Below are 14610 nucleotides of genomic sequence, written 5' to 3' on the forward strand. Positions count from 1 at the left end.
TCGGGGATGGTCACGGCGATGATGGCTTCGCGCTGCTCGCCCAGTTCGGCGCGCTCGGCCACGTGTCTCAGCCGATCGAAATTGATGTTGGCGCCGGAGTCGATGGCCACCAGCACCTGGCCGCTCGAACCTTCCCGCTCGGCGTATTTCTTGATCCCCGCCACGCCCAGGGCGCCCGAGGGCTCGGTGATGGAGCGGGTATCGTCGTAGATGTCCTTGATCGCCGCGCAGATCTCATCCGAGCTGACGGTGATGACCTCGTCGACATAACGGCGGCAGATCTCGAAGGTGTGGTGGCCGATCTGGGCCACGGCCACGCCGTCGGCGAACAGCCCCACCCGCGGCAGCACCACCCGCTCACCGGCGGCCATGGCCTGCTGCAGGCAGTTGGAATCGTCCGGTTCAACACCGATCACCCTGATCTCGGGGCGCAGGTACTTCACATAGGCGGCGATACCGGCGATCAGACCACCGCCCCCGACCGGGACGAAGATGGCATCCAGCCGACCAGGATGCTGGCGCAGGATCTCCATGGCCACGGTGCCCTGACCGGCGATGACGTCGGGATCATCGTAAGGCGGGACGAAGGTGTAGCCCTGCTCGTCGGCCAGGCGCAGCGCCTCGGCCAGGGCCTCGGGAAAGGCGTCGCCGTGCAGCACCACCTCGCCGCCACGCGATTGCACGCCGATGACCTTGAGCTCGGGCGTGGTCCGCGGCATCACGATGATCGCCCGCACGCCCAGTTCGCGCGCCGCCAGGGCCAGGCCCTGGGCGTGGTTGCCGGCGCTGGCCGCGATCACCCCGCGGGCCTTTTCCTCGGTCGAGAGGCTGGCCAGCTTGGTGTAGGCACCACGGATCTTGAAGGAAAACACCGGCTGCAGGTCTTCACGCTTGAGCAGCACCTGGCAGCCCAGCCGCTCGGACAGCGCCCGCGCCGGTTGCAGGGGCGTTTCGATGGCCACGTCATAGACGGGGGCTTCGAGGATCTTGCGGGCATAGCGCTGCAAGAGAGCGGTGGCGGGTTCCTGGGCGGTCATGGCGGGCTCCTGGGGTGTTTCGTCGGGGCCCAGGAGTCAGAAAGTACAAACCCGCCTCTTGGGCGGGTCTGGTTGCGCAGCTAACGCTGTCCCGCCATCAGGTAATGGCGGTAATAATGCTGGGGCGTTGAGGGCTGCGCGTTTTCATGACCGCTACCCTAGGGCCTGGCCGGGCATGGCGTCAAGCGGCGCCGATGGCTGTGGCACAATGGCCGACCTGTAGCCCACTTCCCGCGACCCGATCGCCTCTGCCGAGAATCCCGATGGCCCGCAAGAAAGCTCCCGACTTCGAACAATCCCTGGCCGAATTGCAGACCCTGGTGGAACGCCTGGAAAGTGGCGAGCTGTCCCTGGAGGACTCCCTCGGCGCCTTCGAACAGGGCATCCGCCTGACCCGCGAATGCCAGGGCGCCCTGGCCCAGGCCGAGCAGAAGGTGCAGATCCTGCTGGAAAAGGACGGCGAACTCAGCGCCGCCCCCTTCGCCCCGGTCGGGGACGACGCATGATCGAGGCCTACCAGCAACGCTGCCAGAGCCGCGTCGACACCGCCCTCGCCCCGCTCTTCACCGCCCCGCGTGCCGAACTCGCCCGGCTCTATGCGGCCATGGCCTACAGCGTCATGGGCGGCGGCAAGCGGGTGCGGCCGCTGCTGGTCTATGCCGCCTGCGAAGCCCTGGGCGGCGATCCGGCGCGCGCCGACCAGGCCGCCTGCGCGGTGGAGCTGATCCACGCCTATTCCCTGGTCCACGACGACCTGCCGGCCATGGACGACGACGACCTGCGCCGCGGCCGGCCCACCACCCACAAGGCCTATGACGAGGCCTGCGCCATCCTCGCCGGCGACGGCCTGCAGACCCTGGCCTTCGAGACCCTGCTGGCGGCGCCCCAGGACGCCGCGGTGCGGCTGGAGATGGTCGCGGTGCTGGCGCGCGCCAGCGGCCCGGCGGGCATGGTCGGCGGCCAGGCCATCGACCTGGAATCGGTCGGCCGGCGCATCGACCAGCCGGCGCTGGAGACCATGCACCTGCACAAGACCGGCGCCCTGATCGCCGCCAGCGTGCAACTCGGCGCCCTGGCCAGCGAAGCCGCCGGTGCCGGCGAGCGTGAGGCGCTGGGCCGCTATGCCGAGGCCATCGGCCTGGCCTTCCAGGTCTGGGACGACGTGCTCGACATCGAAAGCGATACCCAGACCCTGGGCAAACGCCAGGGCGCCGATCTCGCCCGCGACAAACCGACCTACCCGGCGCTGCTCGGGCTGGACGCGGCCAAGGCCTATGCCCTGGAGCTGCGTGACACCGCCCTGGCCGCCATCGAGCCCCTGGGCGAGCCCGCCGAACCCCTGCGCGCCCTGGCCCGCTACATCGTCGAGCGGCGCAACTGAGCGCTCGCCCGCGGAAAAACTCGTGACCCGGGCCGCATTTGCCCCCGGGTCCGTTGTCACAGGGGCATAACAAGACGCCCTGTCCGCTGTTGGGATGCCACGCGGGCATCGGGTAAACTGCCTAATTCTCTGCGCAAAGTGATCAGCCAGATGCCCAAGACGTTTCACGAGATTCCCCGCCAGCGTCCCGCGACGCCCCTGCTCGACCGCATCGACTCGCCGGTCCAGCTGCGCCAGCTCGGTGATGCCGAGCTGGAAGCCGTCGCCGACGAACTGCGCGCCTTTCTCCTGTGGACCGTGGGCCAGACCGGCGGTCACTTCGGCGCCGGCCTCGGCGTCATCGAACTGACCGTGGCCCTGCACTACGTCTTTAACACCCCGGAAGACCGGCTGGTGTGGGACGTCGGCCACCAGGCCTATCCGCACAAGATCCTCACCGGTCGCCGCGAAGGCATGGCCAGCCTGCGCCAGAAAGACGGCCTGGCCGCCTTCCCGCGCCGCAGCGAGAGCGAGTACGACACCTTTGGCGTCGGTCACTCCAGCACCTCCATCGGCGCCGCCCTGGGCATGGCCATCGCCGCCCAGCTGCAGGGCATCGAGCGCAAGTCGGTCGCGGTGATCGGCGACGGCGCCCTGACCGCGGGCATGGCCTTCGAGGCGCTCAATCACGCCTCGGACACCGGCGCCAACATGCTGGTGGTGCTCAACGACAACGACATGTCCATCTCGCGCAATGTCGGTGGCCTGTCCAACTACCTGGCGCGACTGCTCTCCAGCCGCACCTACCAGCACCTGCGCGAGAACGGCAAGAAGGCCCTCTCCAAGCTGCCCGGTGCCTGGGAAATCGCCCGCCGCACCGAAGAGGCCGCCAAGGGCATGCTGGTGCCGGGCACCCTGTTCGAGGAACTCGGCTGGAACTACATCGGCCCCATCGACGGCCATGACCTGCCGACCCTGGTCACCACCCTGCGCAACCTGCGCGACGCCAAGGGCCCGCAGTTCCTCCACGTCATCACCCGCAAGGGCAAGGGCCTGTCCATCGCCGAGGCCGATCCCATCGGCTACCACGCCATCACCAAGCTGGAGCCGCTGGACGCCAAGCCCAAGCGCCCGGGCGCGCCCAAGTACTCCAACATCTTTGGCGACTGGCTGTGCGACATGGCCGCCGCCGATGCCAAGCTGGTGGGCATCACCCCGGCGATGAAGGAAGGCTCCGACCTGATCCGCTTCGCCGAACGCTATCCCGAGCGCTACTTCGACGTGGCCATCGCCGAGCAGCACGCGGTGACCCTGGCCGCGGGCCTGGCCTGCGACGGCATGAAGCCGGTGGTGGCCATCTACTCCACCTTCCTGCAGCGTGGCTACGATCAGCTGATCCACGACGTGGCGGTGCAGCATCTGGACGTGCTCTTCGCCATCGACCGCGCCGGCCTGGTCGGCGAAGACGGTCCGACCCATGCCGGCAGTTTCGACCTGTCCTACCTGCGCTGCATACCCGGCATGGTGATCATGGCGCCCAGCGACGAGAACGAGCTGCGCCGCCTGCTCACCACCGGCTATCGCCACCAAGGCCCCGCCGCGGTGCGCTACCCGCGTGGCAGCGGCCCCAACGCCGCCCTTGATCCGGGTCTGGAACCCCTGCCCATCGGCAAGGGCGTGGTGCGTCGCCAGAGCAGCCTGAAAAACGGCCCCACCGTCGGCTTCCTGGTGTTTGGCGTGCAACTGGCCGAGGCCCTGCAGGTCGCTGAGCGCCTGGACGCCAGCGTGGCCGACATGAGATTCGTCAAGCCGCTGGACGAAGCCCTGATCCGCCAGTTCGCCGCCGACCACGACCTGCTGGTCACCGTCGAGGAAAACAGCGTCATGGGCGGTGCCGGCAGTGCGGTCAACGAATTCCTGCAGGCCAATGCCCTGGTCCAGCCGGTGCTCAACCTGGGCCTGCCGGACAGCTACATCGAACACGCCAAGCCGGCCGACATGCTGGCCGAGTGCGGTCTGGACGTCGCCGGGATCGAGCGCGCGGTACGCGAGCGCCTGGCACTGCTGGAAGCCGCCCAGGCCGATACCTCGCCACGCCTGGCCCGCGGCGCCTCCGCCTAAAGGGCCGCGCACCGCTGATCTGAAGGCACCGACACCTCGTCCAGCCGCTCTAGTACGCGGCTGGAGCCCCCACCATGCTGGCTGCTGACTGCAATCAGCGTGGCGACAAGGATGGGTGTTATGAGTGACATGGATCTGAGCGGCCCCGAGCGCCGCTGGCTGCCCTGGCTGGGGCGCAATGGAAAGATCGCCCGTGGCTGGGCCTGCCTGCGCAACGGAGGTCGACAGGCACGCCTGGAAAAGACCTTTGCCGGCCTGGCCGGCACCCGTCGTGATCTGCTGCTGACCTGGACCCAGAGACACTGGCAGCAACTGGAACGGATCGCCGCGGCGGTGGAGACCCGCTGGCCCGCGCTGGATCCCCAAATCCTGGACGACGCCCTGCTGCACCTGGGCGCGGCCTCCGAACTCTTCGTGGTGGATACCCAGGGCCTGGTCCTCGCCTCCACCGCACGTCAGCGCCAGGGGCAGCGGCACGACGCCGCGGCCCTCGCCCGCGGTCTGCAGGCGCCCTTTCTGCAAGGCCCCTATCGCGATCCGGTCACCCTCGCCCTGGGCCCGACCACCTCGGCCTTCCACGATGCCGTCACCCTGCTGTTCCACCAGCCGCTGCGCCAAGCCGGCAAGCCGCTGGGCTGTCTCTGTCTGCGCCTGCCCAACGATGTGCTCAGCGATCTCATCCAGCGCGAGGCCGGGCATGTCTTTCCGGATTCCGGCGACAACTACCTGTTCATGGTCAAGGCGGTCGCCGACCCCAGCATAGCGCCCGGCACCGCGCTGTCGCGCTCGCGCTTCGAAGACGCCACCTTCACCGCCGGCGATAACCTCAAGCAAGGGGTCGCCACCCCCTTCGGGACGGTACGGATCCGCGAGCACACCGAATTCGAGCTGAAATTCACCGCCCCGGCGACCAAGGAATTACACCCTGGGGTGCGCGAGACCATTCGCAAGGGGCGCAATCTGTTCGTCGCCTATCCGGGCTATTCCGACTACCGCCACGTCCCGGTGATCGGCGCCGGCCTTACCCTGCAATTGCCCGGCTCGCCGGATACCTGGGGCCTGCTCTGCGAAGCGGATCTGGAAGAAGCCTATCGTGGCGGCAGCCTGACCCAGCACCTGCTGCTCGGCGCCCTGCTGCTGGCCGGTGGCGCCTGGGGCCTGCAAGCCGCCCTGAGTCTCTGGCAACCGGCCTGGCAAGGGGCCTTCGCCCTGGGCAGCGCCGCCCTGGCGCTGGTCCTGTACGCCGGCCTGGTGGTCAGGCCCTGTACCCGCCGTCTGCAACGCCTGGGCGACTTCTTCCTCGACATCGCCGAATGCGGCGCCAGTCTCGACCAGCGCCTGGATCGCCAGGGCTTTCGCGCCGACGAGACCGGCGAGCTGGCGGTCTGGATCAACAGCTTCGTCGATCGCCTCGACACCTCGCTGCAGACCGTCAAGCAGGTCACCCGCGCCCTCAGCGCCGATGCCGCCAGTCTGCAGCGCGGGGCCCAGCACGCCAGCCAGGAAGCCGAACAGCAATGGCAGGCGGCCGAGGCCAACACCCAGGCCATGCAGACGATGCTGCAGGGCAGCCAGGAGATGGCCGCCCATGTGCGCGACAGCAGTGGCCTCTCGACCCGGGCACGCAACGGCAGCGACCACGGCAATCTTCTGGTCGGCCAGGTGGCCCGCGATCTGGAAGTCCTCGATGGCACCATCGGCACCTCGGCCGGCACCATCAGCGCGCTCAACGAGCAGACCCACGCGGTGCGCCATGTCACCGACACCATCCGCGGCATCGCCGAACAGACCAACCTGCTGGCGCTCAACGCCGCCATCGAAGCGGCCCGCGCCGGCGATCAGGGACGCGGCTTCGCCGTGGTCGCCGACGAGGTGCGGCGCCTGGCCAATCATTCGGCGGATTCCACCCGCGAGATCGCCAGTATCCTCGACCAGATCCGCCTGCTGTCGGAACAGGCGGTGGCCGCCATGCAGCGCTGCAAGGCGGACGCCCAGACCTCGCGCAGTCGTTCGGACCAGGCCCAGGAGGCCTTGGGCGCCATCGATCGCGATGTCGGCGCGCTGCAGGAGCACCTGACCCACATCGGCCACACCCTGGAGGCCCTGGATACCAGCGGCAACCAGCTGCAGCTACGCAGCCAGGCGGCCCAGGACCAGGCACGGCGCAGCGCCGAGCTGGCCCAGACCACCCTGGGCGCCAGTCGCAACGTGGATCAACAGGTACTGGAATTGCAGGAAGCCGCGCAGCGCCTGGAACCGGCGCGCGCAGCGGGCTGATCAGGAGGCCGGATCGGCGGTCTCTTCGTTCTGATGCAGATTGCCGAGCATGTGGCCGAGCTTGCCGGCCTTGGTCAGCAGATAGCGGCGGTTGTGCGGATTGAGGCCTTCCTGCAGCGGCACCCGCTCGGCGACCGGGATGCCCAGGACCTCGAGCGCCTTCACCTTGCGCGGATTGTTGGTCATCAGCCGCAGCGAGGTGATGCCGAGGTGGTCGAGCATCGGCTTGCATAGGGCGTAGGTGCGCTGGTCGGCACCGAAGCCCAGGCGCTCGTTGGCTTCCACGGTATCAGCACCGGCATCCTGCAGTTCGTAGGCGCGGATCTTGTTGAGCAGACCGATGCCGCGTCCTTCCTGGCGCAGATAGAGCAGCACGCCACGCCCGGCCTCGGCGATGGCGCGCAGCGCCGCTTCCAGCTGGAAACCGCAGTCGCATCTCAGGCTGAACAGCGCATCGCCGGTCAGGCACTCGGAATGCAGCCGTCCCAGGACCGGCTCGCCATCGGCCACGTCACCGAAGGTCAGGGCGACGTGTTCCTTGCCATCGGTTTCGTCGAGGAAACCGTGCATGGTGAACAGGCCAAAGGGGGTGGGCAGTTGGGAGGCGGCGACAAAGACGACGGACACCTGCGGGCTCCTGGCGGGGAAAGACGTACATTGTAACCTTTTCCCCGGCTCCGGCGTCATCGCCAGGGGTTATGACGTCGATACCCGATGATCTATCAGCGTGCCTGGACGTAGAAGATGCCCTGAGCCTCGCGCCAGCCCACGCGGTTGAGGAAACTCATGCCCAGCAGGCCCTGGCTGGGATAGTTGCCTTCCAGGACCATGGCGTCCACCCCGACCACCTCGACATCGCCCAGGCGCACCTGCTTGAGCGTGGTGCGCCAGGCGCGGGCATGGCCGCTGGCGGTCTCCACCCAGCCCGGGGTGCCGTCGCGATAGCTGATGCCCAGCTGATCGGCCTGGGCGCCACTCAGGGCGACACTGGTGGCACCGGTGTCCACCAGCAGCGACACCGGACGGCCATTGACGTTGGCGGTGACCTGGTAATGGCCGTTGTTGCTGCGCGGCACGCTGAATTCGCGGCGCTGCGGGGCGCTGTAGCCATCGCTGTATTCGCGGTCGAGGGTAAAGGCCTGGGTCCGGCCGTCTATGCGCAGCACCGCCTGCTGGGGATCCGCGCTGACCACCTCGACGTCGTCCAGGCGCTGGCCGACCCGCAGCAACTTGCGCTGGCCATTGACGTTGACCACCGCCGCGCCGTTGAACAACCCCACGACCCTGACCTGGGGTTGCGCCCAGGCGAGCGAACCGACGGCCAACAGCAGGCCGTACGCGCCCAGTCTTTTCACTGCCCTGCTCCTTGGGCCTGCGTCTCGTCAGCCGACGAGATGACCCCAACCGATGTGTAATCCCTGAACCACCAGCCAGGCGAGGATGCCGGCCAGTACATCGTCGACCATGATGCCGACGCCGCCGCGGACATTGACATCCAGCCAGCGGATTGGCCAGGGCTTGCAGATGTCCAGCACGCGGAAGGCGACGAAACCCACCAGCAGCCAGATCAGGCCCGGCGGCGCCAGCCAGAAGGTGATCCAGATGCCGACCATCTCGTCCCAGACGATGCCCTCGTGATCGTGCACGCCCAGCTCGCGGGCGACCTTGCCGCATAGCCAAAAGCCGAAGACGGTCAGCAGCACCAGCAGCAGCGGATAGCTCCAGCCGCCGAGCAGCTGCCAGAGCGGCAGGAAGGGCAAGGCGATCAGCGAACCCCAGGTCCCGGGCGCCTTGGGCAGGGTACCGGAACCCAGGCCGAAGGCCAGGAAGTGCCAGGGATCGCGCCAGACCGACGGAGGGACCGGCTGGGCGGGGGCTTGCTGTTCGCTCAAGAGAGGACTCCGCGCGGGGCGCTAGAAATGTTGGAAGCCGGCCTGCGCCGGGATCATGGGTTGACCGTCGGCGGCGAGGACGACAACGCCACTGCCCGCCTCGACTCGCCCGATCACCTGCGCCTGGGGCCAGGCGGCGGCCAGGGCCGGCGCCTGGTCCGGCGGCAGGGTGAAGACCAGCAGATAGTCGTCGCCTGCGCCGAGGGCCAGGCGCAGCACCTCGTCGGCGGGAAAGAGTTCGGCCAGCGCCGGACTCACCGGCAGCCGCGCCGTCTCCACGACCAGGCGGACGCCGGAGGCCGTGGCGATATGGCCGCAATCGGCCACCAGGCCATCGGAGACGTCCTGGGCCGCCGTCGCCCGACCCCGCAGCCAGAGGCCCAGGTCGAATTGCGGCTGGGGGGCCCAGTAGCGTGCCAGCAGGTGCCGACTGGCGGCACCCTCCGCGGCACGCTGACCGAGGACGAAGGGCAAGGCCCCGCCGGCCTCGCCCGGCGCACCGCCCAGGCACAGCAGATCACCCGGGCGGGCGCCGCTGCGCAAGAGCGCCTGACCGGCCGGCACCTGACCGAAGACCGTGAGGGTGAGGGACAGCGGACCGCGGGTGGTGTCACCACCGACCAGGCGCAGCTCGCACTGCTCGGCCATCTGCGCAAGGCCTGCCGCCAGGCCTTCCAGCCAGGCGGGCTCGATGCTCGGCAGGGTCAGCGCCAGGGTGAAGCCCAGCGGCGTGGCGCCCATGGCGGCAAGGTCGCTGGCGCTCACCGCCAGGGCGCGCTGGCCGAGGCCATGGGCATCCGGGCAGGGATCGGGGAAATGCACCCCGGCGGTCAGGGTATCGGTGGAGACCGCCAGCTGTTCACCCGGGGCGGGTGCCAGCAGCGCGCAGTCGTCACCGATGCCCAGGGCCACGCCGGGTCCGCCACGGGCGCAGGGCGCCGCGGCGAAATAGCGACGGATGAGTTCGAATTCACCCATGCCCGCGGGCGATCAGCGCTTGCCGCGCAACTCGGCGCTGCGCAGCTTGGGCGCCAGCTTGTCCAGCACGCCGTTGACGAACTTGTGGCCGTCGGTGGCGCCGAAGATCTTAGCCAGCTCGATGCCCTCGTTGATCACCACGCGATAGGGCACGTCGATGCGCTTGAGCAGCTCGTAGCAGGACAGTCGCAGCACGGCCAGTTCGACCGGGTCGACCTCGTCCATGGCACGGTCCAGGCAGGGCAGGATCAGACCGTCGATCTCGCCCTTGTTGGCCGGGACGCCGTGGAGGATTTCATGGAAATAGGCGCCGTCGACCTTGGCGAAATCGTTGTCGACGCGAAACTGCGCCTCGATCTCGTTGATCGCCTGGCCCGCCATGTGCCACTGGTACAGGGCCTGGACCGACAGGCTGCGCGCTTCGCGGCGGGCAGCCAGTTTGCCGGTGGGGGCCTTCTTGCCCGCGGGCTTGCCGGCCGCGGGCGGAGTCAGATCGCCGCTCACTTGGCCTCCAGCTGCGCCAGCAGGCTGACCATTTCCAGGGCGGACAGGGCCGCTTCGGCGCCCTTGTTGCCGGCCTTGGTGCCGGAGCGCTCGATGGCCTGCTCGATGGAATCGACGGTCAGGACGCCAAAGGACACCGGCACGCCGAATTCCATGGAGACCTGGGCCAGACCCTTGGTGCACTCGCCGGCCACGTATTCGAAGTGGGGGGTGCCGCCACGGATCACCGCGCCGAGGGCGATGATGGCGTCGAATTCGTCGCGCTGGGCGATCTTCTGCACCGCCAGGGGAATCTCGAAGGCGCCGGGGACGCGGATGATGGTCAGGTCGTCCGGCTTGATGCCGTGACGCACCAGGGCGTCGATGGCGCCCTGCAGCAGGCTTTCGACGACGAAGCTGTTGAAGCGACCGACCACCAGGGCGAAACGGCCCTGAGGAGCGATGAAGGTGCCTTCAAAGGTCTTGATGTTCATGTGCGGGTCCAGTTGTCAAAGAGCCGGACGGCCGGCAGTGCCAGGCCGTCCGTGGAAATCCAGGTGAAGCGCGCCATGCCACCCGGGCGGGGCGCGCCAGGCGGAAGGGTCATTCTTCAGGAGGCAGATAGTCTACTACTTCCAGGTCGAAGCCGGATATGGCATTGAACTTCATCGGCGAGCTGAGCAGGCGCATCTGACGAATGCCCAGGTCGCGGAGGATCTGCGAACCGGCCCCGACGGTGCTGTAGGTGGACAGCGCCTTGGGCACCGGCAGCGGCTCGCGCAGGTGCGCCAGCAGGTCGTCGCCCTCGATCGAGTGACCGAGCAGCAGCACCACGCCGGTGCCTTCGCGGGCCACGCGCTCCATGGCACTGCGCAGACTCCAGCGACCCGGCTGGTGCACCTGCAGGAGGTCGCGCAGCGGATCCATGTTGTGCACCCGCACCAGCGGCAGCTCCTGGCCGGCCAGGTCGCCACGGATCAGCGCCAGGTGGACGTCGCCCTCCACCTCGTCGCGGTAGGTCACCAGCTTGAACGGACCGAGTTCGGTCTCCAGCTGCTGCTCGTCGATACGCTTGACGGTGTGCTCGTGGAGCAGACGGTAGTGGATCAGATCGGCGATGGTGCCGACCTTGAGGCCGTGCTGCTCGGCGAAGGCTTCGAGTTCGTCGCGCCGGGCCATGGTGCCGTCGTCGTTCATCACCTCGCAGATCACCCCGCTCTCGGCGAAACCGGCCATGCGCGCCAGGTCGCAGGCGGCTTCGGTGTGGCCGGCGCGCGCCAGCACGCCGCCGGGCTGGGCCATCAGCGGGAACATGTGGCCGGGGCTGACCACGTCGCCGGCCTTGGCGTCCTTGGCGATGGCGGCCTGCACGGTGCGCGCGCGGTCGGCGGCGGAGATGCCGGTGCTGATGCCTTCGGCGGCCTCGATGGACACGGTGAACTTGGTGCCGAAGCCGGAGGCGTTGCGGCTGGCCATCATCGGCAGGTTGAGGCGTTCGCAGAGGCCCTTGCTCATGGGCATGCAGATCAGGCCGCGGGCATGGCGCGCCATGAAGTTGATGTGTTCGGCGGTGACGCATTCGGAGGCGATGATGATGTCGCCTTCGTTCTCGCGGTCCTCGTCGTCCATGAGGATGACCATCTTGCCCGCGCGGATGTCCTGGATGATGTCTTCGATGCTGGAAAGTGCCACGGTGTCGTCCTTAGCGCTGCAGATAGCCGTGTTCGGCGAGAAAGTGTTCGGTGACGCCGCCCTTGCTGGACTCGGCGGCCTTGTCGCCCAGCAGCAGGCGCTCCAGGTAGCGGGCCAGCAGGTCCACCTCCAGGTTCACCCGGCGCCCGGGACGGTAGTCGGCCATGATGGTCTCGCCGAGGGTATGGGGGACGATGGTCAGCTCGAATTCGGCGCCGTCCACGGCGTTCACCGTGAGGCTGACGCCGTCCACGGTGATCGAGCCCTTGAGCGCGATGTAGCGGGCCAGCTCGGCCGGGGCGCGCAGGCGGAACTGCACGGCGCGGGCGTTATCGGCGCGGGAGACCACTTCGCCGAGTCCGTCCACGTGGCCGCTGACCAGGTGGCCGCCAAGGCGACTGGTGGGCATCAGCGCCTTTTCCAGGTTGACCCGGCTGCCGGGCTTGAGACCGCCCAGGCTGGTGAGGCTCAGGGTCTCGCGACTGACGTCGGCCCAGAAGCCGTCGCCGGGCAATTCCACGGCGGTAAGGCAGACGCCATTTACGGCGATGCTGTCGCCGAGCTTGACGTCGGTAAGGTCGAGCTTGCCGGTGGCGACATAGAGGCGCACGTCGCCGCCCTTGGGCGTGAGGGCGCGGATCTCGCCGAGGGCTTCGATGATTCCGGTAAACATCAGCTCAGGCCTCCGAGAGGTAGAGCCGGAAAGGCGGTGCAGCTAAACATCGACGAACTCCTGTTTCGGTGAAAAAACAGGGCGCACGGACAGAAGGGAAATCAGACGGACGAGGGGCTCGCACCCCTGCCAGGCGAGGCTATCCCGTTCTCTCTCATCCGGACTATGACCGTCGGCCCCGGAATCCAACCGGGTCTGCTGACCTCCCCCGCCGCAGAGGACGAGAGAGCGCTCGCGGGCTCGTCCCGACTGATCGGGCGTTACCGCCGGTGGGGAATTGCACCCCGCCCTGAGAACTCGCCGCCCGCAGGCAGCGCAGGTTTTGTAACACAGTTCGCCGCCGCGGGGCCAGGGGCGTCAGGTGTCCCTGGCCGGTCGGGCGATCAGGTGCAGGTCCGCGCCCACCGGCGTGGCACTGAGGATTTCCAGCTGCGGCGCCTGGGCCAGGTGCTCCAGCGGCCAGTCCAGCAACGGCCGGGCGCTGGAACCGAGGAACTTGGGCGCCAGGAACAGGTGATATTCATCGACCAGTCCGGCCTGGGCGAAGGCACCGGCCAGACGCGGTCCGGCTTCCACCAGCACATCGTTGACCTGCTCGCGGCCCAGGCGGGTCAGCAGCGCCGCCAGATCGACCTGGCCCTGGGCGCCGGGCAGCGCCAGGTAGTCGTGCCCGGCCGCCGCATAGGCCGGCGCCTCGCCGGCCATACCGACGACCCGCGCCGTGCCGGCCTGGAAAAAGGGGGCGTCCAGCGGTACCCGGCCACGACCGTCCACCAGCAGCCGCTGCGGCGTGCGCAGGGTGGCCAGCTCCAGTTCTGGGCCACTCAGGCCCAATTCGCTCGGGCGCACGGTCAGGCGCGCGCCATCGGCCAGCACGGTGTCGGCGCCGGTGATCACCACCCCCGCCTCGGCACGCAGTCGCTGCACGCTCTGGCGCGCCGCCGGCCCGGTGATCCACTGGCTTTCGCCGTTGGCCATGGCGGTGCGGCCATCCAGGCTCAGTGCCAGCTTGACCCGCACGAAGGGCCGCCCGGTCAGCATGCGCTGGATGAAACCGGCATTGAGCGCCCGCGCCTCGGCTTCCAGCACCCCGGCGCGGGTAGCGATGCCGGCGGCGGCGAGGCGCGCCAGGCCGCGACCGGCCACCAGCGGATTGGGATCGGTCATGGCCGCCACCACCTCGGCTACCCCGGCGGCCACCAGGGCATCCGCGCAGGGCGGGGTGCGGCCATGGTGGCTGCAGGGTTCCAGGGTCACATAGGCGGTGGCGCCACGCGCGGCCTCGCCTGCCTGGCGCAGCGCATGCACCTCGGCATGGGGACCGCCGGCCTGGCGATGCCAGCCCTCGCCCACCACCTGGCCGTCACGGACGATCACGCAGCCCACCCGCGGATTGGGCGCCGTGCTGTAGCGGCCGCAGGCGGCCAGCGCCAGGGCGCGGGCCATCCAGAATTCGTCGTTCACCGCGTCCGTGTCGCTCATACCGGTTGCTTGCCCGGGTCCTGGGCCAGCCGCTCGATTTCGTCGCGGAACTCGGCCAGGTCCTGGAATTGCCGATAGACCGAGGCGAAGCGGATGTAGGCCACCTGATCCAGCTTGCGCAGTTCGTCCATCACCAGTTCACCCACCACCCGCGAACGGATCTCCCGCTCGCCGGTGGCGCGCAGCCGGTGCTTGATCAGGGCGATGGCCTCTTCCAGGCGCTCGACGCTGACCGGGCGCTTCTCCAGGGCGCGCTGCATGCCGGCGCGCAACTTGTCCTCGTCGAAGGGCTGGCGGGTACCGTCCTGCTTGATCAGCCGTGGCAGGACCAGTTCGGCGGTCTCGAAGGTGGTGAAGCGTTCCTGGCAGGCCAGGCACTCACGCCGCCGGCGCACCTGCTCGCCGGCCGCAACCAGCCGGGAATCCGTGACCTTGGTGTCGTGGGCGCCGCAGAAGGGACAATGCATGGGGGAGTCGACCGCCGGAAGGGAAAGCCCTCATGGTACCCGATCACCCCCTGGCGGGAACCTCCGGGTACCGGACGAATCGACAGCCAGGAGCCGCCGGGCTATAAGAGCGCACTGTGTTCGACGACCCCTCTCCAGCCTCCCGTGC

15 protein-coding genes and 1 riboswitch are annotated in these 14610 nt (G+C 68.7%); of the genes, 4 read left to right on the forward strand and 11 right to left on the reverse strand.

Annotated elements, in window-relative coordinates; all coding sequences use genetic code 11:
- The coding region (gene ilvA / locus PSK12I2_RS23990) for a threonine ammonia-lyase, biosynthetic (protein ID WP_037007788.1) at positions 1-1037 on the reverse strand (1037 nt) is incomplete at its 3' end.
- Between the two features lie 263 nt (positions 1038-1300).
- On the opposite strand from ilvA, the gene PSK12I2_RS0115985 reads away from it, so the two are divergent.
- The 4 genes from PSK12I2_RS0115985 (at position 1301) to PSK12I2_RS25585 (ending at position 6795) form a co-directional block, all read left to right on the forward strand.
- The gene (locus tag PSK12I2_RS0115985; RefSeq protein ID WP_007161201.1) at positions 1301-1543 is read left to right on the forward strand and encodes an exodeoxyribonuclease VII small subunit; all 243 of its coding nucleotides are present in this window, start codon (positions 1301-1303) and stop codon (positions 1541-1543) included.
- Positions 1540-2418 (forward strand): polyprenyl synthetase family protein, encoded by an 879-nt coding sequence (locus PSK12I2_RS0115990; protein ID WP_027599163.1) that lies wholly within the window; start codon positions 1540-1542, stop codon positions 2416-2418. Before PSK12I2_RS0115985 ends, PSK12I2_RS0115990 begins: the two co-directional genes overlap by 4 nt.
- A 150-nt stretch (positions 2419-2568) precedes the next feature.
- Positions 2569-4518 (forward strand): 1-deoxy-D-xylulose-5-phosphate synthase, encoded by a 1950-nt coding sequence (dxs, locus tag PSK12I2_RS0115995; RefSeq protein WP_027599164.1) that lies wholly within the window; start codon positions 2569-2571, stop codon positions 4516-4518.
- A 1578-nt stretch (positions 4519-6096) separates the two neighbouring features.
- Positions 6097-6795, forward strand: coding sequence for a methyl-accepting chemotaxis protein (locus PSK12I2_RS25585; protein ID WP_371100651.1), 699 nt, complete (start codon positions 6097-6099; stop codon positions 6793-6795).
- On the opposite strand, the gene ribA is transcribed toward PSK12I2_RS25585, so the two are convergent.
- From ribA to nrdR, 10 genes are all read right to left on the reverse strand, one after another.
- Positions 6796-7422 carry a GTP cyclohydrolase II gene (ribA, locus tag PSK12I2_RS0116005; RefSeq protein ID WP_027599165.1) on the reverse strand — a complete coding sequence of 209 codons (627 nt, stop codon included), beginning with the start codon at positions 7420-7422 and terminating at the stop codon, positions 6796-6798. It lies immediately after the preceding gene.
- 95 nt (positions 7423-7517) lie between these two features.
- On the reverse strand, positions 7518-8150 hold the full coding sequence (locus PSK12I2_RS0116010) for a TIGR02281 family clan AA aspartic protease (RefSeq protein ID WP_027599166.1): 633 nt from the start codon (positions 8148-8150) through the stop codon (positions 7518-7520).
- Positions 8151-8177: 27 nt separating this feature from the next.
- A complete protein-coding gene (locus tag PSK12I2_RS0116015; protein ID WP_027599167.1) occupies positions 8178-8687 on the reverse strand; it encodes a phosphatidylglycerophosphatase A in 510 nt (169 codons plus the stop codon).
- 21 nt (positions 8688-8708) lie between these two features.
- The gene (gene thiL, locus PSK12I2_RS0116020; protein ID WP_027599168.1) at positions 8709-9665 is read right to left on the reverse strand and encodes a thiamine-phosphate kinase; all 957 of its coding nucleotides are present in this window, start codon (positions 9663-9665) and stop codon (positions 8709-8711) included.
- A gap of 12 nt (positions 9666-9677) precedes the next feature.
- Complete coding sequence (gene nusB, locus PSK12I2_RS0116025) at positions 9678-10157, reverse strand: transcription antitermination factor NusB (RefSeq protein WP_027599169.1); 480 nt, start codon at positions 10155-10157, stop codon at positions 9678-9680.
- Positions 10158-10165: 8 nt separating this feature from the next.
- Positions 10166-10642 (reverse strand): 6,7-dimethyl-8-ribityllumazine synthase, encoded by a 477-nt coding sequence (gene ribE / locus PSK12I2_RS0116030; protein WP_007161209.1) that lies wholly within the window; start codon positions 10640-10642, stop codon positions 10166-10168.
- Between the two features lie 109 nt (positions 10643-10751).
- Positions 10752-11840, reverse strand: coding sequence for a bifunctional 3,4-dihydroxy-2-butanone-4-phosphate synthase/GTP cyclohydrolase II (ribBA, locus tag PSK12I2_RS0116035; protein ID WP_007161210.1), 1089 nt, complete (start codon positions 11838-11840; stop codon positions 10752-10754).
- 10 nt (positions 11841-11850) lie between these two features.
- On the reverse strand, positions 11851-12513 hold the full coding sequence (locus PSK12I2_RS0116040; protein WP_027599170.1) for a riboflavin synthase: 663 nt from the start codon (positions 12511-12513) through the stop codon (positions 11851-11853).
- Between the two features lie 142 nt (positions 12514-12655).
- A riboswitch (FMN riboswitch) is annotated at positions 12656-12814 on the reverse strand.
- Positions 12815-12870: 56 nt separating this feature from the next.
- Positions 12871-13995, reverse strand: a complete 1125-nt coding sequence (gene ribD / locus PSK12I2_RS0116045; RefSeq protein WP_027599171.1) for a bifunctional diaminohydroxyphosphoribosylaminopyrimidine deaminase/5-amino-6-(5-phosphoribosylamino)uracil reductase RibD — start codon at positions 13993-13995, stop codon at positions 12871-12873.
- Positions 13992-14462 carry a transcriptional regulator NrdR gene (gene nrdR, locus PSK12I2_RS0116050; RefSeq protein ID WP_007161213.1) on the reverse strand — a complete coding sequence of 157 codons (471 nt, stop codon included), beginning with the start codon at positions 14460-14462 and terminating at the stop codon, positions 13992-13994. The genes ribD and nrdR overlap by 4 nt, the downstream gene beginning before the upstream one ends.
- Positions 14463-14610 lie beyond the last annotated feature (148 nt).

The sequence above is a fragment of the Pseudomonas sp. MOIL14HWK12:I2 genome, assembly GCF_000510745.1.
In the GTDB taxonomy this organism is placed as follows: domain Bacteria; phylum Pseudomonadota; class Gammaproteobacteria; order Pseudomonadales; family Pseudomonadaceae; genus Chryseomonas; species Chryseomonas oryzihabitans.